Raw genomic sequence first — 24,322 nt, 5'->3', positions numbered from 1 at the left:
TCCGAACTTTTCTCTTTTTTCTGAATATTCAAATCATTGAGGTAATTGACTTTCTTATCATAACAAACGATGTCAGGTTCGATAAGTCTTTTTTTCTGTATTTTTTCACAAAGTGGTCAAACCACTTTTGTGAAAATGCGACAACGCTTTGATGCGTCAACGCAAAAACACCCTTTCCTCAAAATGAGAGGAAAGGATGTACTCGTATTACGGACGATCGTTTGGATGATCGAGGTTAGGACCTTTATGCTCATCTGGATCGATCGGGTAATCATCTTGCTGTGCTAAATCGTTTTCTGGCAATGCACCTTTTGGTGTACCATGTGTCGTCTCATCTGTTGAAGAAGAGCGCGCTGAACGTGGTGCACGATCTGGTGTGACATCATCTGCTGCTTGTGAAGCTGCACCTTTTGCTGCATCTTTCAAGCTCGGTGATGAAGAAGTAGATGCTGACTTACTTGGAAGGTTCGATGTGTCGACTTCCGTATTCTCTGCTTTCTTTTGCAGACGATCGAGGTAACGCGATGCATTATCACGTCCACCAAGACCAAAGGCAAGACCGAAAGCAAGCGCAAGTGCTCCAAGGATCAAGATGAAGGCTGAGTTGACGATCGTATCAGCAACACCCAATTGATCAAGTGCCATGAAGACAGCAAGTGCAAGAATCGCATACTTCGCAACGCTTGAGAGGACTTTTAGTTCAGAGTTACCGAACAGGCTGTCCATCGTACGTTTGACGAGGTTGCTGACGATGATCCCGATTGCGAGAATGATGATCGCTGTCAGGACGCTTGGCAAGAACGCAAGGACGGCACGACCGAGGTCTACCATGAAGTCAAGACCAATCAAATTGAACGCTTCAACGACGAAGAGAACGACGATGACGATCTCAACAAGGACTCCGACGACTGATGACGGCGAGGTAGAAGTTTGATTCGCATCCCATGTACCGATTTTCAAGTGACGTGTCAGATTGTTGAATCCAAGACGTGATAAGAGGTCCGTGACGAACTTCTTGACGAAACGTCCGACATAGAGACCGACCAGAATCAGAACGACACCGACAAGGATGTTCGGAATCATACCGAGGACATCGTTCAACATGTTGATCGCTGGGCCCGTGATTCCTTTAATGTTCAATTGATCGAGTGCCGAGATCGTGATTGGAATCAAGATCAAGATGAAGACGACTGTTCCTAGAATCGACGAAAGTGATTTTGAATCTTTTTGATCCGTTGATCCAAGGTTAAAACGAGCTGCAAATTTATCCGTCCCAACAGCATGAAGGAAATTCGTTACGATATCGCGAACGATTTTTGCAACGAAATAACCAACTACGAAGATAGCGGCGGCAGCAATTAAGCGTGGGATGAACCCAAGGAATGACGATAATAAATCGCTAAATGGTTGAGAGACACCTTCAATGTTCAAAGCATCTAGAACACCCGGTAAGAACAGAAGCAAGACGAGATAGAAGACGATTTCTCCTACGATTTTTGGATAAGTTGATAAATCCGTATCCCCTTGTAACATCTTGTTCGAACGAACCTTTTCATTCGACATCAACTTCGTACCCGCTTTGACGATGATCATACGGAGAACGACCGCGATGATATATGCCAAGAGAAGGACAAGGGCTGCTTTCAAGACGTTTGGAATGACTGCGAGCAATGTGCTCATCGTATCCGCGAGTGGTCCAGCAATGATGTTCAGATTAAGAATATTGAAGACCAAAATCAAAACGAAAATCATGAGTACCCAAAAAATGACGGTTCCAATTACTTTTTCAGGCGTCCATTTTTTCTTCTTTTGCTGTTCGCCCTCTTTTGGAGGTATTAACTTATTAACGACCCCAGACTTCTCTAATGCTTTTTGAACTCCGTTTGCAATTAGCTTTGCAATGAGCCAACCGATCAGAAAAACGATGATCGCTCCAAGCAAATTGCCGAGTGATCCTAGAATACCGTTCATGTTGAACGATGTTCCATTCCAAAAGTTATTCATCCTGTCACACTCCTTCACCTAAATAAAATTATATATTTCTGACACTTCTTTAATTTCCCCAGCTAAAGGATTTATTAAACCCTTGTCCGTACCAGAATGTGGTGTTTCTTGTGTTCCATACAAAAAAATGGATGGCATATGCTGCCATCCAGTCCGTCGTCTTATGATGTTTGTTGATTCAAAATCGTGCGCATCGCTGCATATCCACCTTCAATGTTAACGACATCCTTAAATCCGAGTGACTGTAGTACACTGACCGCCATTCGAGAACGAACACCGGATGCACAGTGTACGGCAAGTGGACGATCGGTCGGTAATTCCTCCTGACGAGCCACTAGCTTTCCTAAAAGAATCCGTCGTGCTTGATCATAATGTTGGCTGTCCCACTCTGTTTTGTTCCGGACGTCGAGGACGTAGACTTCTTGTCGCTCTGCAGCTGCTAGCGCTTCTTCTGCCGTCCAGTCCTCATAACGTTCCGTTAGCATCGATGCTGGTACTGCTTGATGATCTGCCCAGTAAGTGACCCGATCGAGTCCAATTGATTGAAGATCCCGTTGAATATCTTCACGCTGTTCCGGCGTCGACAGAATCGCGATGTCATGGTCAAAATCGAGTAACCAACCAGCCCAAGTAACGAATTTATCATCGTACGGAATATTGATCGTACCTGGAAGATGTCCGTTCCGGAACGACTGACCATCTCGCGTATCAACGATCTGTATCGAAGACGTCCACGCTGTCGGATCCTCGTTCGTCACGAGTTCAGGAATCTCCGTCGTCAAAGCAATTCCTTCTTTATTGACGCGTTTCATCATCGCGAAATAGTTCGGTGGTTCTGGTTGATCCGTCGTTAGTTCCCGAATGAATGCATCTTCGTCTTCCATCTGCAACGCCCAGTTCGTCGCTTTTTCATAGCCGACCGTCGATGTCGGAACGGCTCCGAGCGCTTTCCCGCAAGCACTTCCGGCGCCATGTCCTGGCCAAATTTGGACAAAATCAGGTAGCTCCTTGAAACGTTTTAACGAAGCAAACATCTGCTTCGCTCCAACGGCTGTCGTTCCTTTGATACCAGCTGCTTCTTCGAGTAGATCGGGACGACCGATATCACCAACAAAGACGAAATCGCCTGTGAAGATGCCCATCGGTACTTGTTGATTTCGGTCGAATAATAAGAAGGAGATATGTTCTGGCGTATGCCCTGGTGTGTGCATGACTTCTAGCGTCACATTCCCGACTTTGAACCGGTCACCATCTTTGACAAGTTCATGGTGAATATCCGAGACAAATTGATATTTCCAGTTTTCGTCTCCTTCATCTGACAGGTAAGCCGTCGTGTCGTATCGTTTTGCAAACTCTTGTGTGCCCGAGACGAAGTCTGCGTGAATATGCGTTTCCGCTGTAGCAGTAATCCGGAGACCTTCTTTTTTAGCCACCTCTAGATACGGTCTAATATTCCGTGCAGGATCGATGACGATCGCTTCTCCTGTCATTTGGCACCCGACCATGTATGACGCCTGCGCTAATTTTTCATCATAGAAATATCGTAATAACATTGTGTATACCCCCTCTAGTGTATTAAACGATGGTTCCTTCGTAGCTCATCATGCCGCCGCTGATATTCGTCACATCGAATCCTGCTTGCTCCAAGTACATCGCCGCATTCATGCTGCGACCACCAGATAGACAGATGATATGGACCGGACGTGACGCGTCGAGTTCATCCGTTCGCTCTGTCAACTCGGACAATGGAACGTTTTTGGCTTCAGCGATATGTCCGCTTTCGTATTCATCGATTTCACGAACATCAATCAATTGGATCGTACTTTCGGTTAACGTCTGCTGTAATTGGTCTGTCGTCATCTGTTTCATCAAGATTCCTCCTAGTAGATGCCTCACGGCTGTAAAGTTGTTGAATTCAATATACCCCCTACCGTATATAAGTTCAAGAAAAATGCACACAAAAAAACAGCATCGTCAAAATGACGACACTGTCCTGACTCAAACGACTTCCTTTTCAGAGAACTGACTGTTGTACAGATCCGCATAAAAACCATCTGCCTCGAGTAATTCTTCATGTGTGCCCTGTTCGATGACACTTCCTTGATTCATGACGAGAATCAAATCGGCATCCTTGATCGTCGAGAGACGATGGGCAATGACGAAGCTTGTCCGTCCCTCCATCAAGCGACGCATTGCTTGCTGGATGAAGACCTCTGTCCGTGTATCCACACTAGAGGTCGCTTCATCGAGAATCATGATCGGAGGATCGGCAAGAACGGCCCGAGCAATCGTCAACAGCTGTTTTTGACCTTGCGAGATGTTCGAGGCTTCCTCGTTCAAGACCGTATCATACCCGTCCGGCAACGTCCGGATGAAGTGATCAGCGTGTGCCGTTTTGGCTGCCGCGATGATTTCCTCCTCGGTCGCTCCACTCTTACCGTAAGCAAGATTATCTCGGATCGTACCGTTGAAAAGCCACGTATCTTGTAAGACCATCCCGAACGTCGTCCGTAAGTCTTCGCGTGACATCTCGCGGGTATCGATGCCGTCAATCCGGATCGTCCCCCCGTTCAACTCATAAAAGCGCATCAATAGATTGATCATCGTCGTCTTACCGGCACCGGTTGGTCCAACGATCGCGACCGTTTGTCCCGGTGCGACATCGATGTTCATGTCCTCGATCAAGAGATCCTTTCCGTAACCAAAATCAACGTGTTCGAACGCGACCGCTCCTTCAGCTTGCGTGAGACGATGTGTCGTCACTTCCTTGATTTCTTCTTCTTCGTCCAGTAATTCGAAGACACGTTCCGCTGCTGCGACTGTTGATTGAACGATGTTCGCGATATTCGCTGTTTGTGTGATCGGTTGCGTGAACTGGCGTGTATAGGTGATGAACGCTTGGATATCCCCGATCGAGATCGCCCGTTGCGTGACGAGAATCCCGCCGACGATACTGATCAGGACGTAACTGATATTTCCGATGAACATCATCATCGGCATGATAATCCCGGAGATGAACTGTGCTTTACGTCCTGCTTCATACAACTCTTCGTTGACGGCATCAAACTGCTCGACCGCTTTGCGTTCATGTCCGAACGCCTTGACGACCGAGTGTCCGGTATACATCTCTTCGACATGTCCGTTCAATTGGCCAAGTGTCCGTTGTTGGTCAGCAAAATACTTTTGAGAACGTTTCAAAATCGGTCGGATCGCAAAGATCGAAACCGGCAACGAGACGAGCGAAATCAGTGTTAACAGCGGACTGATCGTCAACATCATGATCAGAATCCCGACGATCGTCACGATCGAGGTGATGAATGATGTCACACTTTGTTGTAACGTACTACCGATCGTATCGATATCGTTCGTCACGCGGCTGAGTGTCTCCCCGTTCGGACGACCATCGTAGTATTTCAATGGCAGGCGTTCGAGTTTATGATTGACGTCTTCGCGTAAATCGTAGACTGTTTTTTGAGCGATACCTGACATCAAATACTGTTGCAAGTAATTAAACAGACTACTGATGATATATAGTCCAGCGAGCCAGAGCAGGATCTGTCCGATTTTCGTGAAATCGATTGCCGCTCCCGGTACACCTTGGAACTTCGCATATGCCCCTTCAAACAATTCCGTGATTGCCGTCCCCATGATTTTCGGACCGGCAATCATGAAGACCGTACTGAGGATGGCTGCGAGGAATACACCAACGAGTGCCGTCCGACGCGGACGCAGATACCGAAGCAGACGACGGAACGTTGCTTTGAAATCCTTTGGTTTTTCTCCGAGCATCATCATATTTCCGCCACCGGGACCACCAGGCGGAGGACCGCCGGCAGGTCGTTTTTTCTCACTCATGCGATTTCCTCCTCTGATAGTTGTGACTTCACGATTTCCTGATAGACGGCATTGTCAGCAAACAATTCATCGTGCGTTCCGATTCCAGCGACTTTCCCTTCATCCAGGACGATGATTTGATCGGCATCGATGACGGTGCTGACACGTTGAGCGACGATCAAGACGGTTGCCTCGCGTGTTTCTTCCCGTAAGGCTTTCCGAAGTGCCGCATCAGTTTTAAAGTCGAGTGCTGAAAAACTGTCATCAAAGACATATAAATCTGGTCGACGAACGAGGGCTCGCGCAATCGACAACCGTTGTTTTTGCCCACCGGAGACGTTCGATCCACCTTGTTCGATCCGCGCATCGTAACCGTCCGGCATCCGTTCGATGAAATCGGTCGCTTGTGCGATTTGCGCTGCATGCGCGACTTCTTCGTCTGTCGCGTTCTCTTTCCCGAAGCGAATGTTTTCAGCGATCGTACCCGTGAACAGTAGCGCCTTTTGAGGAACGAAGCCGATTTTCGACCGCAGTTCCTCTTGCGGTACATCCTGGCTATCGACACCGTTGACCCGGATGCTCCCTTCCGTCACGTCATAAAAACGAGGAATCAAATTGACGAGCGTTGATTTACCGGAACCCGTTCCGCCGATCACAGCCGTCACTTCACCTGGTCGTGCCGCAAAGCTGATGTCGGATAAGACAGGTGTCTCAGCACCTGGGTAACGGAACGTGACACGATCAAAGACGAGCGTTCCTTTTTCACGGTCAGCGGTTTGTGTCCCCTCATCTGTCATCGTTGGTGTCATCTCGAGAACTTCATTGATCCGTTTCGCCGAGACAGCTGCTCGCGGAATCATGACGAACATGACCGACGCCATGACGAGCGCGAACATGATTTGCATGACGTACTGGATGAATGCCATCAAATCCCCGATTTGCATGCCACCATTATCGATCCGGATGCCCCCGAACCAAATGACACCGACGACCGTCAAGTTCATGACGAGCATCATCACTGGCATCAAGAACGCCATGATTTTATTGACCTTGATCGAGACTTCTGTCAAATCCGCGTTCGCTTTTGTCAATCGTACTTGTTCATCACGTTCCCGGTTAAAGGCACGGATGACACGAATCCCGGTCAAGTTCTCCCGCAAGACGAGGTTCAGACGGTCGAGACGTTTTTGAACCTTCCCAAACAACGGAACGCCTTTCCACAGAATCAACAGGATCGAAATAACAAGGACCGGCATCGCCGCGACGATGACGAGCGATAGTTTGGCATCTTTCGAGACGGCCATGATCAATCCACCGATGAACATGATTGGTGCACTGACGACCATCCGCAACATCATGATGACGACTTGTTGGACTTGTGTGATGTCGTTCGTCGTCCGCGTAATCAGTGACGCCGTTCCGACCTGGTCGAACTCTTGCAGGGAGAAACGTTCGACATGGTTAAAGACTTGGCGACGGATATCCCGTCCGAGCCCCATCGACGCCTTCGATGAATAATAACTGGCGGCAACTGCAGCTAACGCTCCGATACCGGTAATCCCCAGCATGACGGCACCAATTTTCCAGATATACGCGGTATCGCCGGTAACGACGCCTTTATCGATGATATCCGCCATCAGTGTCGGTAAATACAAATCGGACATCGATTGTGCAAATACAAGGACAAGCACAGCAAAGACCGCCCATTTATAGACCGTCAACCGTTTGAGTAACTTAATCATCCGAACATCCTCCTTTCAGATCTGGACGTAAAATCTGACCGATTCCCTCAGCAATCACTGCGTGTGTTTCAAGCATCTGTTCGAATACGTCCGGGTCAATCGTCGCAAGCACTTGCTCCAGTTGACGTTGCATCCCCTTCTCTTGTTCCTTGATGTCAGTGACGAATTGCTGACCTTGATCACTAAGCTTTAAGACGACTTCCCGTCGATTGTCGGGATTCGTCTCCCGAATGACCCAGCCCGATTGGACGAGACCTTCAATCGACTGACTGAGCGTACTTTTCGGTAAGTGCGTATGTGCGGCGAGCTCTTTTTGTGAGATCGGTCCACGCGGTGCAATCGTCATCAAGCTATGAAATTGCGGTAAACTGAGTCCGTTTTCCTGTGCCGTCTGATGCGCTGCTCGGACCAGATGGCGCTGGACATTCCAAAACGACTGCATCATCGCATTCGAACGGGTCGTTTCCGTTTGATCCATCTTGTTTCGCCTCCTTGTTCCATTTCAAATCGTTCCAAAAGGAACAATTACTTATATGAATTAAATTACGCCGATTATTTTTAATTGTCAACGAAAAGGCAATGTGAAAAATCACATAGTTTTTGCTATGCTCAAGGAACACAAGGAGTGAGCATAGATGAGACATGAAATGGGATTATTTGAAGAACCGTTTCGTTCGATTGAACAAGGACGAAAGACCGTCGAGATTCGACTAAATGATTTAAAACGACAACAGGTACAAGTCGGTGATCAGATTCAGTTCACCCATACGGAAACAAGTGAGACGCTACTTGTCCGCGTGACAAAACGACAAGTCTTTCCTGATTTCCGAGCGCTTTATGAACACATCCCAAATGAAGCTATCGACTGTGTTGGTTGGTCGCTCGACGAACTCGTGACGTCAACCTATGCAATCTATTCACCGGAAGCCGAGCAACAGTACGGGGCACTGGCTCTGACGATCGCATTAGAACCATAAAAAAACGTCTTTTCTACAGTCAACGTAGAAAAGACGTTTTTGAATTCATTCGGGTTCGACGTGTACATGGATATCATAGACACCGTATTCTTCCGTCAGTGTATCTTCAACACGTGTCGCAATATCGTGTGCTTGGTGGATGTTCAAAGTTGAGTTGACGAGGATGACGACATCAACGACTTCATTGTTGCCGTAATTACGTCCTTTGATTGACTTAATCCCTTTGACACCTTCGAGATCGAAAATGACATCTTCGTACATCTTCAGCTTCTTCTCATCGAAGCCATCCGTCAGTTCGTGTGACGCTTCCGTAAAGATGTCCCATGCTGTCTTACAGATCAGGAAGCCGACGATGATCGCGGTCACGACATCGAGCCATGGCATGCCGAACTGTGATCCGACGATCCCGATCGTCGTCCCGACACTGACCCAAGCATCCGATAAATTATCTTTCGCCGCTGCCATGACGGCTTTGCTTTCAATCTCCTCGGATAACTTCTTATTGTAGCGGTAGACGAAGTACATCACGAGAGCTGAACCGATTCCGACGTATGCTGCAAGAACATCAGGTGATTCCTGCTTGCCTTCGAACAACGTCGAGATTGTATCGATCAAGACTTGAAGACCGACTGCCATCATGATGAAGGAAGCTACGAGCGAGGCAATCGTCTCACTTTTCCAGTGTCCGTACTTGTGATCGTCATCTGCCGGACGTTGCGAGATCCGTAAGCCGATCAAGACAGCGATCGACGCGATGATGTCAGTCGCGTTGTTCAAACCGTCTGCCCGGAGTGCGGCAGAATCTGCTGTATACCCAATGATTAATTTTAAAGATGATAACAAGATATAGGCTGCGATACTAATCATCGCACCGCGTTCGCCACGTTTTAGATTATCGTATTTTTGTTGTTCCATTCTCGTCGCCCCCACTTTCTCTGCGATTAGCAAACCTCATCGTACCAGTCGGAAATCGAGTGGGTCTAGAGAAATCATTTTGTTTCGAACTAGGTAATTAACAAACACGCAATAATGTTGCTCTATACCAAACTGAATTTGATTTGGTCATGTGGCTCTTTTCAAGAAAATCAGCAGCATTATCTTAAAGAGCAACCAACTTTTTTGACTTGTCAGACTCTTCGACGAACATAATTCGTGCAAGTTCTGAAGGGAATCGGTAGACTAAAGGTACAACACCAAGAGGAGGAGTTCTCACAATGGCAGAATTCATTAAGAGTGAAGAAACATTCAAGGAATTGATTTCAAGTGATGCACCGGTCATCATCAAGTTCGAAGCAGACTGGTGCCCCGACTGCAAACGGATGGATTACTTCATGCCGGACGTCGAGTCACAATTCGACCACTTACCAATCCACACGATCGACAAGGATGAGTTCCCTGAAATCGCATCGAACCATGATGTCATGGGAATCCCAAGCTTGCTCGTCTTCAAAAACAATGAAAAACTGGCGCACTTGCACAGTGCAAATGCTAAAACACCAGAAGAAGTTACAGCCTTCTTAAAGCAAAACTTCAACTAAGCAAAAATAACCTGACGCCGCAGCGTTAGGTTATTTTTTTAACGTTCACACGCGATACCGTCTTTATCCCGGTCGCTCTTCGTGTTTAAGTTATACGTCGCAAGGCTCACGTATGCTTTGTACTTTGTTGCTTTGTAGATCGGTTTTCCGTTCTTGTCATACCCTGTCCGATTTTTTAGACCCGCTTTTTTCGCGACGCCGCCTTTGTACGTCTTCTGCATTTCCGTACAGTTCTTAAAGGCTTTTGCTTTCGTCGCCGCTTCACTAGCTGCTGGAACATGGATCAAGGCGAGACTGACGACACCCGCTAGTACGAGCCGACTCCATTTTTTCATAGGGACTCCTCCTTTTTTCAAAAAACAACGATTCGTCTTTTGATTATAAGAGGTCATTTTTAGAAATTGTTTCCTTTTTTCATTTTTACGTCAATGTTTTTTAAAATCTGACAATCAACGAATATAGGTCGAACTGACGAGGTCATCTTTTAAGATCGACGTCGGGATCTTAAACTCAACGATGCCCATATATCCTGGAGCGATGCTGTACTCATCAAACGACAAAACTAATTTGTGATCTGCCGTAATATAAAAGTTTTGCTTCGCTGAAATGTGCTTGAACTGTTCGTCCTCTGGCACATCTGATGTTCCTTCGACGAAGTAGACCTTTCCTTCATCGGCTTTCATTTGACGACGCATCTCTTCTTTTAGATACTCACTGATCGTCGTGATGTATCCGTCATCCTTGAACAAGGATGGTAACGTCAGGATAAGCTGTTGCTTCTTATCGATCGTATCGTACTGGACGCTTTCCGCTGCACTTGCCCGTGTTTCAGTGACAGTCCGCCCGATCGACAACAAGTCGTCCGTATCCGTCTTGACGTCGTAGCGGCTATCGACGGCAAATGCCCCTTCCTGTCCGTGCGTCTCCTGTTTGAACTTTTCGTAAAGCGCTTGTCCTTCCGCGATATACTTTTCGTTCAGTTGTTGCTCGAGTGATTTGTCCGGTAACGTCACTTGAGGGGCTTTGATATCAGCCGACTGTTGTGTCTTCGTCTCTTTCCAGTCGATCGTCACGATCTCGGTTAGTTGACCAAAGACCGGCACCTTCGCCATCGCGTCCGCAAACGACGCATTACTATTTAATCCGCCAACGAATAACGTGATGGCGGCGGCTGTAATCAATACGGAGCTTTTCGTCCGCGAAGGACGCGTCCGGTGCTCGACTCGGGCAATCATTTCATCGAGTTCTTTTGGAACCGGTGGTTGTTGGTATGCCTGTTTCAGATCATCAAGTTTGTTTGACATCTAAATCATCTCCATTCAATTTCATTTTCAGTAAGGTCAACCCTTTATACAGCCGGGACTTGGTCGTACTTAAATTCAGCTCTAAAATCGTCGCGACGTCTTTTAAGATCAAGTCCTCGAAATAGTGTAAGATGACGACTTCCCGGTACATGACCGGTAGCTCCTCGAGCGCCTGTCGTAAATCGGAATCTGGGTATGTATCTTCTTTCGTCGCGACGAGTTCGATCAGTCGATCCGTGTCGTAACTGATACTATGCTGACGCTTCCGGATCGCATCAATCGCTGTTCGTGTCAAAATTTGATAGAACCAGGCTTTCATCCGTTCCTCATCCTCGAGTCGATCGAGCGACTGTAACGCTTTTTGAATGCTGTCCTGAATGACATCCAGGCTATCCTGTTCATTTTTCATATAACTGTAGGCTAACCAGTAGAGATTCGGTTTGTATTGCTTTAAAAAACGGACGAATGCTTTTTCCCGTTTTCTCATTTGACGAGATGTCATAGGCCGCGGCTCCTTTTTTCGATATCGTTCTGTGTATACATCATTAAGACGGGCGAGTCGAGAAAAAAGTTGACGACACAACAAAAAAAGGTGACACCAGGTCACCTTTTCATGGAGCAGACTTCATTAAGATAAGAATGATCAACAGAAACGGAACGATGAACAGTAATGGAATGCCGACGATCGTGACGCATCCCACATCGATTTTTCGTTGTTTTCGGCGTTCACGTTTACCCGTCCGTTCCTCGCGCTCATTCACGGGACTCAACATACCATTCACCTTTTCTACTTAATAATGCAAATGCCGTGATGTATCATTCCAAACCTTTACGTGGAGCGTAATCAAGGCGATACCGTACAAGACACTCATGTATAACGAAAACTCACCAAACAATACATCGGTCCAGGCATTTAATCCAAACAATGGGACAACGAAGAGAAAATAGAACACTAACTGAACACTCGCCAATGCATCAAACCAAATCGTTTCAGAAAATGCGCCTTCGAGTAACGAAACACCATAAATGAATAACGCCGCAACGAGACCAATCCGGATATACCAGACTATAAGTCGAAGCGCTTTATCTTCCTTGACATAAAATAGCGACGCAACTAGAGCAACAAGCCAGACGACGGAGGCGATGCTTTGCCAGCCGTTAATCGTGCCGTCCGGATGGAGCATGGCGGACCATCCGTTGATGCCGATCATGCCAAGTAAACCTACGATGAAGATGAGCCGATACGGTATGTACCTCTGACGCATGACGTTTCCTCCTCTGAAAACGAATAGATGTCACTTCTACGTTGTATATTCCATATGATGGGTTTTATTCCTTTTCCATCATGAAAAATAGTTCAGCTTTTTTGTTTAAGCTGATGACACAACAACAAGAGCTAACTCATCAATCAGTCTATACAAAAGATAAGGGTGGCAGAACGAGCATCTGCCACCCTTATCTCGTAAAAAAGAATGACGCGTTGCACGCCACTCCTACAGGAAGAAGCGCATTTTTGCGCTGTCAGAGACAAACAAGACCCGCTTTCCTGCTTGAATGAAGCAGGAAAACTGGCTTGTGTCTCGCCTGAGGAAAGGGCGTGCAAAGATGAGTCATTCTTTTTTGAGTCAAACCCTTGTTTCGATCATTCCTTCACTTTAAGATTCACATCATCAATCGTCACATCATGGGCGGCGAACGGCGAACCTTCCGCGCGTCCCATCAAGAACTTCAACGCCCCTGTATCGGCTTGTCCCATCGTAAAGGTATAGCTGTACGTTTTCGGTGTCGTCGTGATCGGCTCGACTTGACTGAAGTAACGCGTATACGAAGCATTTTCGACTGTTACTTCGATCGGACGCGGTACAGTCGACGATGCCGTGAAGCTCAATTCATATGTTTTGCCTTTCGCGAGTGACAAGTTTCCCTGCTCGAGCAAGACACTCCATGGTTCTTGTCCTTCCGCTCCAATCTTTATGCGTGCTGCTTCATTGACAGCTTCGATAGCGGCTTGCGCATCATAGTGGACGTATGACGACCACGACGTCAATCCGTTTGCGAACGAACCGTTCTTCAGTGGTGACGGATCGACCGGCACTGGTGTCACATCGATCAATTCCACATCATCGAGCGAGATTTTTCCGGCTTGTCCACTGAAGTCAAACACAAGCTGATTGTCGTCTGCCGTTTGTGTAGCTGTGAACGGAATGTCGACAGTTGTTGCTTGTTTCGTCAACGGTACAGTCGTCTGTTTCAATTGCTCTTGTGCTCCAGTGATTTTCACCTGAAGTGATTTCGCTTTTTTCGCACCTGCTGTGAATCGAAGCTGATACGCATGCCCGGCTTCTAGTTGAAGTCCCTTTTGCGTTAAGCGCGCTGTCGTTTTTTGACCATGTCCTTCATAACGGAAATCACGTGACTCGGGATCAACAGCCCCTGTCGTCCGCTTGTTACCATCGAAGTGCCAATACGTCAAACGATCCATCGCCCCTTGATCGAACGTTCCGTTGTAGACGAGGTTCCCGTCCGGTAGTGCCGGTTTTGTTGCATCTTCATCGATGACGCCGCGCGGAATCTGTTCGACACGGACGTTCCCGATCTGAACACCCGCTTTTTCAAGTCCGAGGTTGAACTCAAGACGCGCTGCGAGATCCGTCTCTGCCGCCATATCGAACGTGAACGTATGTCGTTTGACGCTCGGTGTCAGAGCGATCGACTGTTCATTTGAATATTTCGTGTACCCACGCTCTGCCCCACCGCCGACTTTGACCATCATCTTCCGGTCTGCTGTGCTGCTCGCGTCAAAGCTGACTTGGTAACGTCCACCTTGCGCAAGGGATACGTTTTGAATCAGTTGGTGAGAATACGTCTGTGAACCAGGCTGATCAATCGTGACGTCCGCCATCCGTTGCCCCTCTTTTTCGATGATCGCAAGACTTCCTTTGCCACCGAAGTCTGGGAGCGTGACGTAGTTCCAGTACAGCGGATCAAACGACTGATTCCCAGTGATCATCGTGACCAGTTGTTCATATGTCGTGTCGTAGACGAGATTCCCTTCGATTGGTTGCTTGGCTCCGTCCGGTAATGTCACGTTTTCGTAGGTCGGTTCGACCGGTTCGCGGTACGCTCGATTTTTTAAGTCGTAGACCCGGACGTAGTCGACTTCCATCTCGGCTGGGAACTTCGTCGTCGCATCGACCTCTCCATCGAACCAACCGCCGACCGCGAGATTCATGACGAGATAGAAGTTTTGGTCGAACGGTGCCGGATAACTATAGTTCGTTGCCGCGTTCAAGCCTTTGCTGTACCAATCGTTTTGTGTTTGATAGAGATTGCCGTCGACGTACCAGCGGAGTTCGCCCGGCTCCCACTCGACCGCGTACGTATGCCATTGGTCGATCCGCTGTCCGTCTGGGAAGTGATAGTCTTTCCCCGTATATTTATTGTTTGGCCAGTTCTCCCCGTAGTGAATCGTTCCAGCGACCTTGTCCGGCTGACTGCCCCAAGCTTCCATGACGTCAATCTCACCGGACGCTGCCCACGCACCGTACTTATCTTGCTCCGGTAACATCCAGAATGCAGGCCAAAGCCCTTTTCCGGTCGGGAGCTTCGCTTTGATCTCATAACGACCGTACGTCTTACTGAATAAGCCTTTCGTCTTCAGCTTCGCTGACGTGTAATCGTATGTACCGAGATCATCCGTCGTCTTTTCCTGCTTCGCCTTGATGACGAGTTTCCCGTTGCGGATAAACGAGTTGTCCTGCTTCGTCGTATAGTATTGTTTTTCATTGTTGCCCCAACCCGGTGAGACCGGTTGTCCGTTCGCATCCTTGATCCAGTTCCCCGTATCATACGTCCATTTCGTCCGGTCGAGTTGTTTTGCCTGAAACTCATCCGACCAGACGAGTTTCCACTTCGTCTCTTTTTTGTCTGCCTTCGCGTCGACCGCTTGACCGCTCAGCAATAAACCGGTCCCGATCGCCAGTGCTACCCATGTCTTCATGTCTGTTTCCTCCTCTTAGTCAAAAAGAGGCAAGGACGAATGTTCGACCTTGCCTCCTTTGTCACGCTTCTTGCGGAATCGTTGCCTTATGCTGCTCGATGACGCCCGCATACCAGTGGGCGCTGTCTTTCCAAATCCGTTCTTGTGTCTCGAAATCGACGTAGAGAATCCCGAAACGCTTATCGTAGCCGAAGCTCCACTCGAAGTTGTCGAGCAGTGACCAAAGATAATAGCCTTGGATGTTCATCCCTTCTTCGTTTAAATCAGACACGGCTTGCAGGTGTTGTGCGACGTAATCAATCCGGTTCTGGTCAGCGACGCGACCATCGACCAATTCATCGTCGAATGCCGCACCGTTTTCCGTGATGTAGATCGGTAAATCCGTATACTCGGCACGCAAACGACGAATCAAGTCCTTGAATTCGCTCGGGGCGATATCCCAGCCCATGCCTGTCTTGTCATAATCCGAGTACGCATCCTTCTGCAGGAAATCGTTCGCAGCACTGAACTCGACGAGGTTGCGGCTGTAGAAGTTAATCCCAAAGAAGTCACACGGGACGGAGATCGTCTCCATGTCGCCTTCCTCGATGAACGCGTACGAATGGACGTATTTCGAGAACAGGTTCATCATGTCAACCGGATACTGACCTTTGAAGACTGGGTCGAGGAACCACCGATTCGCATATCCGTCTGCATTGTTCATGGCTAGCTGATCGTTGACGGAATCCGTCTTCGCATACTTCGGTGCCAAGTTCAACGTGATACCGATCGGTGTGACCGATTTGAACTCACCCTTCAACAGCTCGACTGCCTTTCCGTGTGATAACAACAAGTGGTGCACGGCACGAACGGCTTCGTTCATATCCGTATGACCCGGTGCATGTTGTCCGAGATGGTAGCTGAGGAACCCAGCACACCACGGTTCGTTATGTGTGATCCACGAATCGACGATCCCGTCGAGCTCCGCAAAACACGCGCGGGCGAAGTCGAGGAACCAGTCGACCGATGCTCGGTTGACCCAGCCGCCTTCTTCATGTGCCCAAAGTGGTAAGTCCCAGTGGTACAGCGTCACGGCTGGCTTGATGCCTTCAGCCCGCAGACGCGTCGCGAGTTTCTTGTAGAACGCCATGCCTTCCGGATTGTAGACCCCTTTTTGCGGGAAGATCCGTGGCCAGGCAATCGAGAAGCGGTACGTGTCGACGCCAAGACGTTTAATGTGCTGGATGTCCTCTTCATAACGGTGGTAATGATCACAAGCGACATCACCGTTATGTTTTTCGAAGACTTTTCCGTCCTCATCACAGAAGGCATCCCAGATCGAAGGTGTACGTCCGCCTTCGTTGTGAGCGCCTTCGATCTGATACGACGATGTAGCCGTTCCGAATACGAAGTTCGGTGCAAATTTCATATGTGTAATCTCCTTTAAGCTACTTATTCTTTAACGGCACCTGCCGAGATACTGCTGACGATATATTTCGAGAGGAACAAGAAGGCGATCATGATCGGCACGACGGAAATCGCGATCCCGAGATAGAGCGAGCCTAAGTTCTCTGCGACTTGTGACCCTTTCAAGAAGCCCATCAAGACCGGTAACGTATACTTCTCTGGGGAGAAGAGTAAGACGAGCGGCATGATGTAGTTGTTCCATGAACCGATGAACGTAAAGATCGACATCGTCGCGATCGCCGGCATCATCATCGGCAAGGCGATCGTATGGAAGATTCGGAACTCACTCGCTCCGTCCATCCGTGCTGCTTCGATCAAACTTGGGTGCAGGACGGTCTGGACATATTGTCGGACGAAGAAGACCGTGAACGGACTCGCGATCGCCGGAACGATCAATGGGATGTAGCTATCAAGCAAGCCGAGATTCTTACTTAGTTCGTAAAACCCGATCAAACCGAGTTGACCCGGAACCATCATCATGATGAGCATGAAGACGAACATCGCGTTCTTCCCTTTGAACTGATAGAAGGCAAATCCGAATGCTGTCAACGCCGAGAAATACCCTGATAAGACGGTGACGAGGACAGCGATGATCAAGCTGTTCTTGAAACCGGACCAGATGTTGACGTAAGCGCTGAGTGCCGCGTAGTTCTCGACGAGCGAATTCCCTGGAATCAACGAGAATCCGGACAAGACTTCTTCGTTCGAGCGCGTCGCATTGATGATCATCATCAAAAACGGGATGATACAGGCGATCGTTAAGACGACGAGACCAATATAGATGACACTTTTGCCGAACCAGGCTTTCTTTTGTTTCGGCGGTGGCGTCAACTTGAGCGGGCGTTCGGAACGCTCCGGTTGTTCCTCCGTTTGTGGCACGATCCGACGTGCTTCTGCATTTCGTTCCATCGGTCAGGCTCCTTTCGGCGAACGTTCTTTTCGGAACATCCCTTTGAAGACGATGATTGAAAAGACGAGCGTGATGGCAAACAGTCCGTATGCGACAGCAGCGGCGTAGCCATAGTTGTTGTATTTGAAAGCTTGGTTATAGAGATAAAGCACCATCGTGTTCAAGGCACCATCTGGCGCACCGACACCATCCGTAATCAACATCGGGAGGTCGAACAATTGCAGACCACCAATCAACGACGTGATCATGATGTAGAGCAAAATCGGTTTTAAGAGTGGCAATGTAATGCGTGAGAAGATTTGCCAACGTGTCGCTCCGTCAATCAAGGCTGCTTCGAAGTAATCCTTCGAGATCCCGGATACGCCTGCCATGACGACGATGAACGAGTGCCCGAGCCACATCCATGTCAGGATGAGCGAGACGGAGATTTGTGCCGTCACCGGTTGCGTCAACCAGTTGATTGGCTCCGAGATGATTCCGATTTTCATCAACATCATGTTCAGTGAACCATGCTGCCAGTCGAGCAAGATACCGAACAATAAGGCGACCGAGCTGATCGTGATCAAGTTCGGTAAGTAGAACGTCGCCCGGAAGAAGGCAAGCCCTTTTAATTTCAATTGGAGATCCGAGAACAACAAGGCGAGCAATAAGGCACCACCGATCTGAAGGATGAAGTTCAGACCCCAAATCTTCAGAGTGTTAAAGAACGCTTCGATGAAGTACGTATCCCCGAGTAACCGCGTATAGTTCGCGAGTCCGACGAGTTGTTCGCCTTCAGCGCCCGTGTAGTTCGTGAAGCTGTAATAGAAAGTCAAGGCAACCGGATAGATGCTGAAGATCAAGAAGACGATCCAAAACGGTGCGATGAACAGATACCCATGGCGATCGAGTTTTTTCACAGGTCAAACCCCTTTCTTAAACAAGAAGAGGTGAGGCGAGGATCGCCCCACCTACTCTCCTTATTCCGGTACTTTTACGTCCGGATACGCGTTTTTGACTTTTTTGTAGAATTCAGCAAGTGCTTCGTCTTTTGATTTTTTACCTTGGACGTATTCCATGACCGATGCACCATACAATGTATCGAGCTGTTGGTCATACTTCGTGACGATCCCTGGTGTGATCTTGTCTGCTTGGTCAAGGAAGAACTCATAGTTGTTCTGTCCGCCGAGGAACTCATCTTTGAAGTCGGTCTTGATTTTGTCTGTGACTGGTTTGTACGCTAACACGTCACCTGTTTCTTTTGCCCAATCCGTTAGGAACGCTTCGTCTTGTGTCATCATCTTGACAAAATCATAGGCAAGCTTTTGTTTCTTCGAATCTTTGTAGACACCTAACCACGTACCGCCCCAGAAGTATGGGCTAGGTCCGCTTGTGACCGCCCAGTCACCCGCTGATTTTTTCGCGTTTTCTTTGAGGACACTGTGAAGACCCCACGTCGGGAGGACGTAAGAGAAGACTTCTGTTTCAGTCTCTTTACCGTTTTCTTTGACTTTGACCGGTTTATCCATGCCTGCGAACCATGATGGTGACCATTCTGGTGCAAGTGCTGTGTATTGTTTCGTCCGAAGTTCTTTTGCGTAATCCATGTAATCCTTCTTGTCTTGTGTCAAGACGAGCTCTTGCTTATCGTTGACCCAAGGCTGTGGGTCGTTCCCTTGTGCGAACCAACGGATCGATCCTTCATCCGGGAACATCTTGTAGCCTTTGCTCTTCATTTTTTCAGCGACTTCGAAGACGCCGTCCATCGAGTCCATCATGCCGCCGATTTCTTTTGGATCATCTGTGCCGAGGACTTTTTTCGCGATGCTACGTTTGTAGTAGACGCCACCTGGTGTCGTTTGCCATGACAGCGCACGAACGTTGCCGTCTTTATCTTTTCCCATGTCATAGACGTACGGGATATAGTCATCTTTGACTTCGTCTGCGTTAAACGGTTTTTCAGAGAGGTTCGCCCAGTAGCCGGCATCAACCCACTGTTTGAGGAACGCGATCTCGCCTGTGAAGATATCCGGTGCTCCGACACCACTTTCAAGAGCTGGTTTCAATTTCGTCGGGTAATCGGCGATCGGTACAATCGTCAATTCGACTTTGACTCCGTTTTTCTCTTCGAACTTTTTGATTGGCTCTTTTAATTCATCCGTGAACGACCAGATTTTTAAGACGTCTTTCCCACCGCCCGTCTTTTCTTCGCTGCTACCTGAACATCCAGCAAGGACACTTGCTGTTAACGCACCGACTGTTAACACACTAACTAATTGCTTCTTCATCTCATCTCATCCTTTTGTTAAGTATTCCGCTTATAGGTAAGCGGTTTCAATTTGTTATTCAAAAATATCGAAAGCGCTTTCGAAAAGGCTTTAAAGAAAATTCCCGAAAGCCCTTTCGGAAAAAGTGATAAAAAATGATTTCGAAATCGCTCTCGCTTTTCCTCACTGACAACGAGCGAGAGCGATTCCGAAACAACCATTGTGTTATTCAGGTACTGGACCTGTCGATTGACGAACCATCAAATTGACCGGGATGACATCGCGTGTCGTAACCCGTTTTTTGTTGACGATCTGTTCAATCAAGACTGATGCTGCGTGCTGACCGATCGTTTCCGTATCTTGTCGGACTGTCGTCAGCTTCGGTGTGATGTACTGCGCCATGTAAATATCATCGTACCCAACGACTGAGATGTCTTCCGGAATCCGTAACCCGGCTTCATGAATCGCCTCAATCGCACCGATTGCCATTTCATCCCCGGCAACAAAAACTGCTGTCGGTCGTTCAGGTAATGCCAGCAACTCGTTCATTGCCTGCTTGCCTTCTTCCCCGGAAAAGAATCCGCCGTTGACGAGATAGCCGCCCGGAATCGGCAAATCAAGTTGTTCCATTGCTTGCTGATAGCCTTCAATCCGCGCTCTTCCGGCATCTGTCGACGTATCCCCCGCAATGTGGGCAATCAACCGATGACCAAGTTCGTACAAATGATTGATGGCGAGTGTGCCACCGGTGATGTTATCCGAGTAGACAACACTACAATCGGCACTGTCCATGTCGACGACGACGATCGGAATCGTACTTTGAATCAACTCCTGGACGTGCTGGTCCATCTGATCGGAGCAGATGACGACAATGCCGTCGACTGCCCGGTGTCGGAAATGCTCGAGGTAACTCATATCACGATTGCGTAAGTTCCGCGATGCGAAGATGAGGTCATACCCTTGTTGTTCTGTTGCTTTTCGGAAACTCTCAATGATCGCGTTGAAGAACGGATGCATCATTCCGACGCCATGTGCTTCCGAGAACATGACACCGATCGTCCACGAACGCTTCGTCGAGAGCGACTGGGCGTGCGCGTTCGGTAAGTATCCCATCTCGGCTGCTGCTTGGACGATTTTTGCTTTCGTCTTTTCACTGACATCCGAATAATTATTTAAGGCTTTTGAGACCGTTGTAATTGAAAAACCGGTCATCTTCGCTAAATCATAAATTGTTCCCATGCTACTCACTCCATTTCACCGAAAGCGCTTTCGATAAATTCAGTATAAGTTGGGACCTGGAAACATGCAACTATTATTTTCAATTTTTTAGAGTTCGTAACTAAAAGGTACAATTGATATATAAAACTTATAAATTTATAAGTCGAATGCAGAAAAAAGCGAAATCAGTTTATCATATTAGTTATTTTACTTTTAGATCTTCTTGAAATCAAAATTGTCTTCCAACCAAAAATTTCACATACTTATCGTAATTACTGTTGTATATCAAATTCATTGTACACTATGTGAAAAAGACTTTTTTGCATAGAAAAGTAGTGTCCTTTTCGGCACAATCATATATATGAGAAGTAATGATCGTTTTCTCGTCACAAACTCATCATCAAGGATATTTGTCGTATATTTATTGATTCCATCAGAAAGTATTAATATATCCATTTTTGTTAGAAAAGCTCGTATCCTTGAACAAAACTTGAAAACATCGGGTCATAGTACTGTTCTTTTATGCTTTTTCGGAATAATTCGGTATAAATGAAGGCGAATGCAAAACCGTAAAAACATAATAATGTAAAATTATTATATAAAAAGGGAAATAATAAAGAATAAAGATATAATTAATTTCATTAAACATAATAGTAATTATTTCAAACCAATTATTTGAATTTTTATAATTATTAAAGTATATTATAGGAATATGATTAAATAAGTACGATATATGTAATTTAAATACTTTCGCTACTTTACTATTACTGCGATAAGAATTTATTATACAAATAAATAGAATCAATATTTTATTTTTAACTTTTAATAATTCACTAAAAAATAGGAGGAAATAAATGTGAGAGAATTAATTAAAAATCGAGAGCGCGTTTCCAATTTTCTTTCGGAGTTAAATTCTGAAATTGGAGAAACGGCAGCATTAAACGTATTACAAACATCTGAAAACATATTGACCAAAGCTCCAGAAGTCAATAGTGGTGAAAAAGTTTTAGGATTATTATATGGTTTAATTCAAAGTGGAAAAACCAATATAATAAACATGACAATCGCTTTAGCTGCTGATAATGGCTTTAAACTATTTGTGGTATTAACTGATAGGAATAATTCCCTTCAAGATCAAACTTTTGATAGATCAGACTCAGCACTATCAGGAATATTAGTAAGAAAAATTGATGAAATAAATGAAGAAGACCCAGAATATTTGAAAACTGTATTAGATACAGATGGAATTGTATTGATTTGTAAAAAAGATCCTGCTGACCTTGAAAAATTATTTTCATTTTTAATAGAGCAAGATTTGTCTAGTATAGCAACTTTAATTGCAGATGATGAAGCGGATGCTATAGGTTTAAATACAAATCAGCGGATCGATGGTGAAGATCCAAGTACGATTAATCAGCAACTTTTAGATCTACGTGAAATGGTTTCAACACAACTATATTTACAGGTAACAGCAACTCCTCAAGCCATAATTCTTCAAAATAAAGAGGAAACAGGTTTTTATCCAGAATTTATAGAAGTAGTTGAAGCAGGAAGAGGTTATACGGGAATTCATACTTTCTTCCAAGAAAATGTCGATAGACATATTAGAAATGTAAACGAAGAGGAAATAAAACAACTAGCTAATATGCAGTCGAATGATGAGGATATTTCTGATATTCCTGATGGATTATTGAGTGCTCTATCTAATTTTTTGGTCGGCGCTTCGATTCGATTACTTGAAAATACTGAACCTAAAAACGAACAAAAATTCACATTCCTCTGTCATATTAGTCCATATCAACTAATTCATAGCAGAATAAAAAAGTTAACTAAAAAATTTATTGCAGATGTATATAAAGCTTTAAAAAGACCAGAAGAATCAGATAAAAGAAAGTTTATTATGAATCATCTTTCAAACGCTTATGAGGATTTACAAAGCACTAATCCAGAAATACCTGTATTCCCGGACGTATTAAAAGTTTTAAGTGATAATATAAATAGTCATGATGTTATAGTGCTTAACGCAGCACCGGATTCTCAAAGTAACATTAGATTAAACAAAAAGTACAATTTTATTATTGGTGGTAATAAATTAGGTCGTGGTTTAACTATTCCTCGGCTCTTAGTTACTTATTACGGTAGAGTAGTTGCGAGACCACAAGTCGATACATTGATGCAACACTCGAGAATGTGTGGTTATCGTTCAAAGGATTTATCTGTAACAAGAATATTTATTCCTGAGGATATAGCAGAATTATTTGAAGAGATATGCGAGCATGATACAATACAACGAGATATAATTAAAAATCACAATATAGAAAGTACACTATATTTAAACAGGGACAACTTAAGTCCTACAAGGCCTAATGTTATTCCAAATTCTGTAGGAGCTTATAAACCTGGACAATTAAAGTTTCCTAAAGTCCCTGAGTTTCGTAAAGGCGAAGTTGAAGAAATAACTAAATATATAAATGAGAAAGTCCTGACGCTCGGGGTGCCTCGTAATTCGATAGTGGTCGAAGTTGATATAATTATTAATATTTTCGATAAAATACCAGTATTAGTTAGTGGTGGATGGCATACTAAAGTAATTATCCAATATTTAGAATGGTACAAAGCAAATCATGGTACCTCAATCAATGTGCTATTTGATATTGACACTAACATAGGTCTGTCAAAAAGTAGGGGAAGTAAAGAAATTGGATCTGTTCTTTCATCTAGCATGCAAAGTATAGTAAATGGAGTAGACATCAAAAAGCCATTAGCAATTCTTATAAGAAATAAAGGCGAAAAAGAAGGATGGGATGGTGAAGATTTCTGGATTCCTTTGCTTAGATTCCCGATAGACGAAAATAGTATTCTATTTAATCTAAACAATATCTAATAATAAAATTATATGAAACAAGCGTAAGTATTATTTACAAGTGTTTTTAATGTTTTTAAGAATAAAAGGACGAATCCCTATTTATTTAGGAATTCGTCCTATTTTTTACAAAAAAGAATACTTCTTAATCTTGTCTTCAGCAATTACATCACAAATTATTACGATACATTTTTAAAAGACATCAATGAGAAGACACAGCTATTATACGAATTAGCTTAT

The 24,322-nt window shown here is 45.8% G+C and carries 21 protein-coding genes; 3 read left to right on the top strand and 18 right to left on the bottom strand.

From position 1 onward, the window contains the following. Window positions 1-207: 207 nt before the first annotated feature. The 6 genes from AC3B4V_RS10300 to AC3B4V_RS10275 form a co-directional block, all read right to left on the bottom strand. Complete coding sequence (locus tag AC3B4V_RS10300; protein ID WP_410756438.1) at window positions 208-2,004, bottom strand: mechanosensitive ion channel; 1,797 nt, start codon at window positions 2,002-2,004, stop codon at window positions 208-210. 161 nt (window positions 2,005-2,165) lie between these two features. Next, window positions 2,166-3,557, bottom strand: a complete 1,392-nt coding sequence (locus AC3B4V_RS10295) for an MBL fold metallo-hydrolase (RefSeq protein WP_488378350.1) — start codon at window positions 3,555-3,557, stop codon at window positions 2,166-2,168. Between the two features lie 22 nt (window positions 3,558-3,579). Continuing rightward, complete coding sequence (locus AC3B4V_RS10290; RefSeq protein ID WP_195865792.1) at window positions 3,580-3,873, bottom strand: rhodanese-like domain-containing protein; 294 nt, start codon at window positions 3,871-3,873, stop codon at window positions 3,580-3,582. Between the two features lie 129 nt (window positions 3,874-4,002). After that, complete coding sequence (locus AC3B4V_RS10285) at window positions 4,003-5,859, bottom strand: ABC transporter ATP-binding protein (RefSeq protein WP_316499659.1); 1,857 nt, start codon at window positions 5,857-5,859, stop codon at window positions 4,003-4,005. Continuing rightward, a complete protein-coding gene (locus AC3B4V_RS10280) occupies window positions 5,856-7,580 on the bottom strand; it encodes an ABC transporter ATP-binding protein (protein ID WP_488378349.1) in 1,725 nt (574 codons plus the stop codon). Before AC3B4V_RS10280 ends, AC3B4V_RS10285 begins: the two co-directional genes overlap by 4 nt. Continuing rightward, on the bottom strand, window positions 7,573-8,058 hold the full coding sequence (locus AC3B4V_RS10275) for a MarR family winged helix-turn-helix transcriptional regulator (RefSeq protein ID WP_488378348.1): 486 nt from the start codon (window positions 8,056-8,058) through the stop codon (window positions 7,573-7,575). The genes AC3B4V_RS10280 and AC3B4V_RS10275 overlap by 8 nt, the downstream gene beginning before the upstream one ends. Window positions 8,059-8,215: 157 nt before the next feature. Between AC3B4V_RS10275 and AC3B4V_RS10270 the strand changes: the two genes are divergently transcribed. Beyond that, window positions 8,216-8,557: an ASCH domain-containing protein gene (locus tag AC3B4V_RS10270; RefSeq protein ID WP_488378347.1), complete on the top strand. Its 342-nt coding sequence runs from the start codon at window positions 8,216-8,218 to the stop codon at window positions 8,555-8,557. A 45-nt stretch (window positions 8,558-8,602) separates the two neighbouring features. Here AC3B4V_RS10270 and AC3B4V_RS10265 read toward each other — a convergent pair whose 3' ends face one another. Further along, a complete protein-coding gene (locus AC3B4V_RS10265; RefSeq protein WP_053452503.1) occupies window positions 8,603-9,472 on the bottom strand; it encodes a cation diffusion facilitator family transporter in 870 nt (289 codons plus the stop codon). Window positions 9,473-9,771: 299 nt separating this feature from the next. Here AC3B4V_RS10265 and AC3B4V_RS10260 point away from each other — a divergent pair, with 299 nt between their 5' ends. Next, window positions 9,772-10,095 (top strand): thioredoxin family protein, encoded by a 324-nt coding sequence (locus tag AC3B4V_RS10260; RefSeq protein ID WP_023466923.1) that lies wholly within the window; start codon window positions 9,772-9,774, stop codon window positions 10,093-10,095. Between the two features lie 38 nt (window positions 10,096-10,133). Here AC3B4V_RS10260 and AC3B4V_RS10255 read toward each other — a convergent pair whose 3' ends face one another. The 11 genes from AC3B4V_RS10255 to AC3B4V_RS10205 form a co-directional block, all read right to left on the bottom strand. Beyond that, window positions 10,134-10,430 carry an excalibur calcium-binding domain-containing protein gene (locus tag AC3B4V_RS10255; protein WP_029343294.1) on the bottom strand — a complete coding sequence of 99 codons (297 nt, stop codon included), beginning with the start codon at window positions 10,428-10,430 and terminating at the stop codon, window positions 10,134-10,136. Between the two features lie 114 nt (window positions 10,431-10,544). After that, window positions 10,545-11,399 carry an anti-sigma-V factor RsiV gene (gene rsiV / locus AC3B4V_RS10250; protein WP_488378346.1) on the bottom strand — a complete coding sequence of 285 codons (855 nt, stop codon included), beginning with the start codon at window positions 11,397-11,399 and terminating at the stop codon, window positions 10,545-10,547. Then, on the bottom strand, window positions 11,383-11,886 hold the full coding sequence (sigV, locus tag AC3B4V_RS10245) for an RNA polymerase sigma factor SigV (RefSeq protein ID WP_488378345.1): 504 nt from the start codon (window positions 11,884-11,886) through the stop codon (window positions 11,383-11,385). Before sigV ends, rsiV begins: the two co-directional genes overlap by 17 nt. Before the next feature lie 124 nt (window positions 11,887-12,010). Beyond that, complete coding sequence (locus AC3B4V_RS10240) at window positions 12,011-12,160, bottom strand: hypothetical protein (RefSeq protein WP_156772485.1); 150 nt, start codon at window positions 12,158-12,160, stop codon at window positions 12,011-12,013. Between the two features lie 30 nt (window positions 12,161-12,190). Then, window positions 12,191-12,664 (bottom strand): hypothetical protein, encoded by a 474-nt coding sequence (locus AC3B4V_RS10235; protein ID WP_488378344.1) that lies wholly within the window; start codon window positions 12,662-12,664, stop codon window positions 12,191-12,193. Window positions 12,665-13,041: 377 nt separating this feature from the next. Further along, window positions 13,042-15,399, bottom strand: coding sequence for a carbohydrate binding domain-containing protein (locus AC3B4V_RS10230; RefSeq protein ID WP_488378343.1), 2,358 nt, complete (start codon window positions 15,397-15,399; stop codon window positions 13,042-13,044). A gap of 61 nt (window positions 15,400-15,460) precedes the next feature. Further along, on the bottom strand, window positions 15,461-16,807 hold the full coding sequence (locus AC3B4V_RS10225) for a GH1 family beta-glucosidase (protein ID WP_035399106.1): 1,347 nt from the start codon (window positions 16,805-16,807) through the stop codon (window positions 15,461-15,463). A 23-nt stretch (window positions 16,808-16,830) separates the two neighbouring features. Then, complete coding sequence (locus AC3B4V_RS10220) at window positions 16,831-17,754, bottom strand: carbohydrate ABC transporter permease (protein WP_488378342.1); 924 nt, start codon at window positions 17,752-17,754, stop codon at window positions 16,831-16,833. 3 nt (window positions 17,755-17,757) lie between these two features. Next, window positions 17,758-18,654, bottom strand: coding sequence for a carbohydrate ABC transporter permease (locus AC3B4V_RS10215; RefSeq protein ID WP_023466912.1), 897 nt, complete (start codon window positions 18,652-18,654; stop codon window positions 17,758-17,760). A 60-nt stretch (window positions 18,655-18,714) separates the two neighbouring features. Beyond that, window positions 18,715-20,022 carry an ABC transporter substrate-binding protein gene (locus tag AC3B4V_RS10210; RefSeq protein ID WP_488378341.1) on the bottom strand — a complete coding sequence of 436 codons (1,308 nt, stop codon included), beginning with the start codon at window positions 20,020-20,022 and terminating at the stop codon, window positions 18,715-18,717. 204 nt (window positions 20,023-20,226) lie between these two features. Next, a complete protein-coding gene (locus AC3B4V_RS10205) occupies window positions 20,227-21,240 on the bottom strand; it encodes a LacI family DNA-binding transcriptional regulator (RefSeq protein WP_488378340.1) in 1,014 nt (337 codons plus the stop codon). Between the two features lie 835 nt (window positions 21,241-22,075). On the opposite strand from AC3B4V_RS10205, the gene AC3B4V_RS10200 reads away from it, so the two are divergent. After that, on the top strand, window positions 22,076-24,103 hold the full coding sequence (locus AC3B4V_RS10200) for a Z1 domain-containing protein (RefSeq protein ID WP_488378339.1): 2,028 nt from the start codon (window positions 22,076-22,078) through the stop codon (window positions 24,101-24,103). The last annotated feature ends 219 nt before the right edge of the window (window positions 24,104-24,322 follow it).

The organism is Exiguobacterium sp. E17S (genome assembly GCF_057772545.1).
The sequence above is the reverse complement of the archived record's forward strand: the minus strand, read 5'-3'. Positions and strand labels throughout refer to the sequence as shown.

What these genes read in the sequence shown, in the direction of transcription:
- AC3B4V_RS10270 (WP_488378347.1), top strand. Translation starts at nt 8,216, where the DNA reads ATGAGACATGAAATGGGATTATTTGAAGAACCGTTTCGTTCGATTGAA.
- sigV (WP_488378345.1), bottom strand. Translation starts at nt 11,886, where the DNA reads ATGAGAAAACGGGAAAAAGCATTCGTCCGTTTTTTAAAGCAATACAAA.
- AC3B4V_RS10220 (WP_488378342.1), bottom strand. Translation starts at nt 17,754, where the DNA reads ATGGAACGAAATGCAGAAGCACGTCGGATCGTGCCACAAACGGAGGAA.
- AC3B4V_RS10290 (WP_195865792.1), bottom strand. Translation starts at nt 3,873, where the DNA reads ATGAAACAGATGACGACAGACCAATTACAGCAGACGTTAACCGAAAGT.
- AC3B4V_RS10300 (WP_410756438.1), bottom strand. Translation starts at nt 2,004, where the DNA reads ATGAATAACTTTTGGAATGGAACATCGTTCAACATGAACGGTATTCTA.
- AC3B4V_RS10255 (WP_029343294.1), bottom strand. Translation starts at nt 10,430, where the DNA reads ATGAAAAAATGGAGTCGGCTCGTACTAGCGGGTGTCGTCAGTCTCGCC.
- AC3B4V_RS10280 (WP_488378349.1), bottom strand. Translation starts at nt 7,580, where the DNA reads ATGATTAAGTTACTCAAACGGTTGACGGTCTATAAATGGGCGGTCTTT.
- AC3B4V_RS10230 (WP_488378343.1), bottom strand. Translation starts at nt 15,399, where the DNA reads ATGAAGACATGGGTAGCACTGGCGATCGGGACCGGTTTATTGCTGAGC.
- AC3B4V_RS10285 (WP_316499659.1), bottom strand. Translation starts at nt 5,859, where the DNA reads ATGAGTGAGAAAAAACGACCTGCCGGCGGTCCTCCGCCTGGTGGTCCC.
- AC3B4V_RS10295 (WP_488378350.1), bottom strand. Translation starts at nt 3,557, where the DNA reads ATGTTATTACGATATTTCTATGATGAAAAATTAGCGCAGGCGTCATAC.
- AC3B4V_RS10225 (WP_035399106.1), bottom strand. Translation starts at nt 16,807, where the DNA reads ATGAAATTTGCACCGAACTTCGTATTCGGAACGGCTACATCGTCGTAT.
- AC3B4V_RS10265 (WP_053452503.1), bottom strand. Translation starts at nt 9,472, where the DNA reads ATGGAACAACAAAAATACGATAATCTAAAACGTGGCGAACGCGGTGCG.
- rsiV (WP_488378346.1), bottom strand. Translation starts at nt 11,399, where the DNA reads ATGTCAAACAAACTTGATGATCTGAAACAGGCATACCAACAACCACCG.
- AC3B4V_RS10235 (WP_488378344.1), bottom strand. Translation starts at nt 12,664, where the DNA reads ATGCGTCAGAGGTACATACCGTATCGGCTCATCTTCATCGTAGGTTTA.
- AC3B4V_RS10205 (WP_488378340.1), bottom strand. Translation starts at nt 21,240, where the DNA reads ATGGGAACAATTTATGATTTAGCGAAGATGACCGGTTTTTCAATTACA.
- AC3B4V_RS10210 (WP_488378341.1), bottom strand. Translation starts at nt 20,022, where the DNA reads ATGAAGAAGCAATTAGTTAGTGTGTTAACAGTCGGTGCGTTAACAGCA.
- AC3B4V_RS10275 (WP_488378348.1), bottom strand. Translation starts at nt 8,058, where the DNA reads ATGGATCAAACGGAAACGACCCGTTCGAATGCGATGATGCAGTCGTTT.
- AC3B4V_RS10260 (WP_023466923.1), top strand. Translation starts at nt 9,772, where the DNA reads ATGGCAGAATTCATTAAGAGTGAAGAAACATTCAAGGAATTGATTTCA.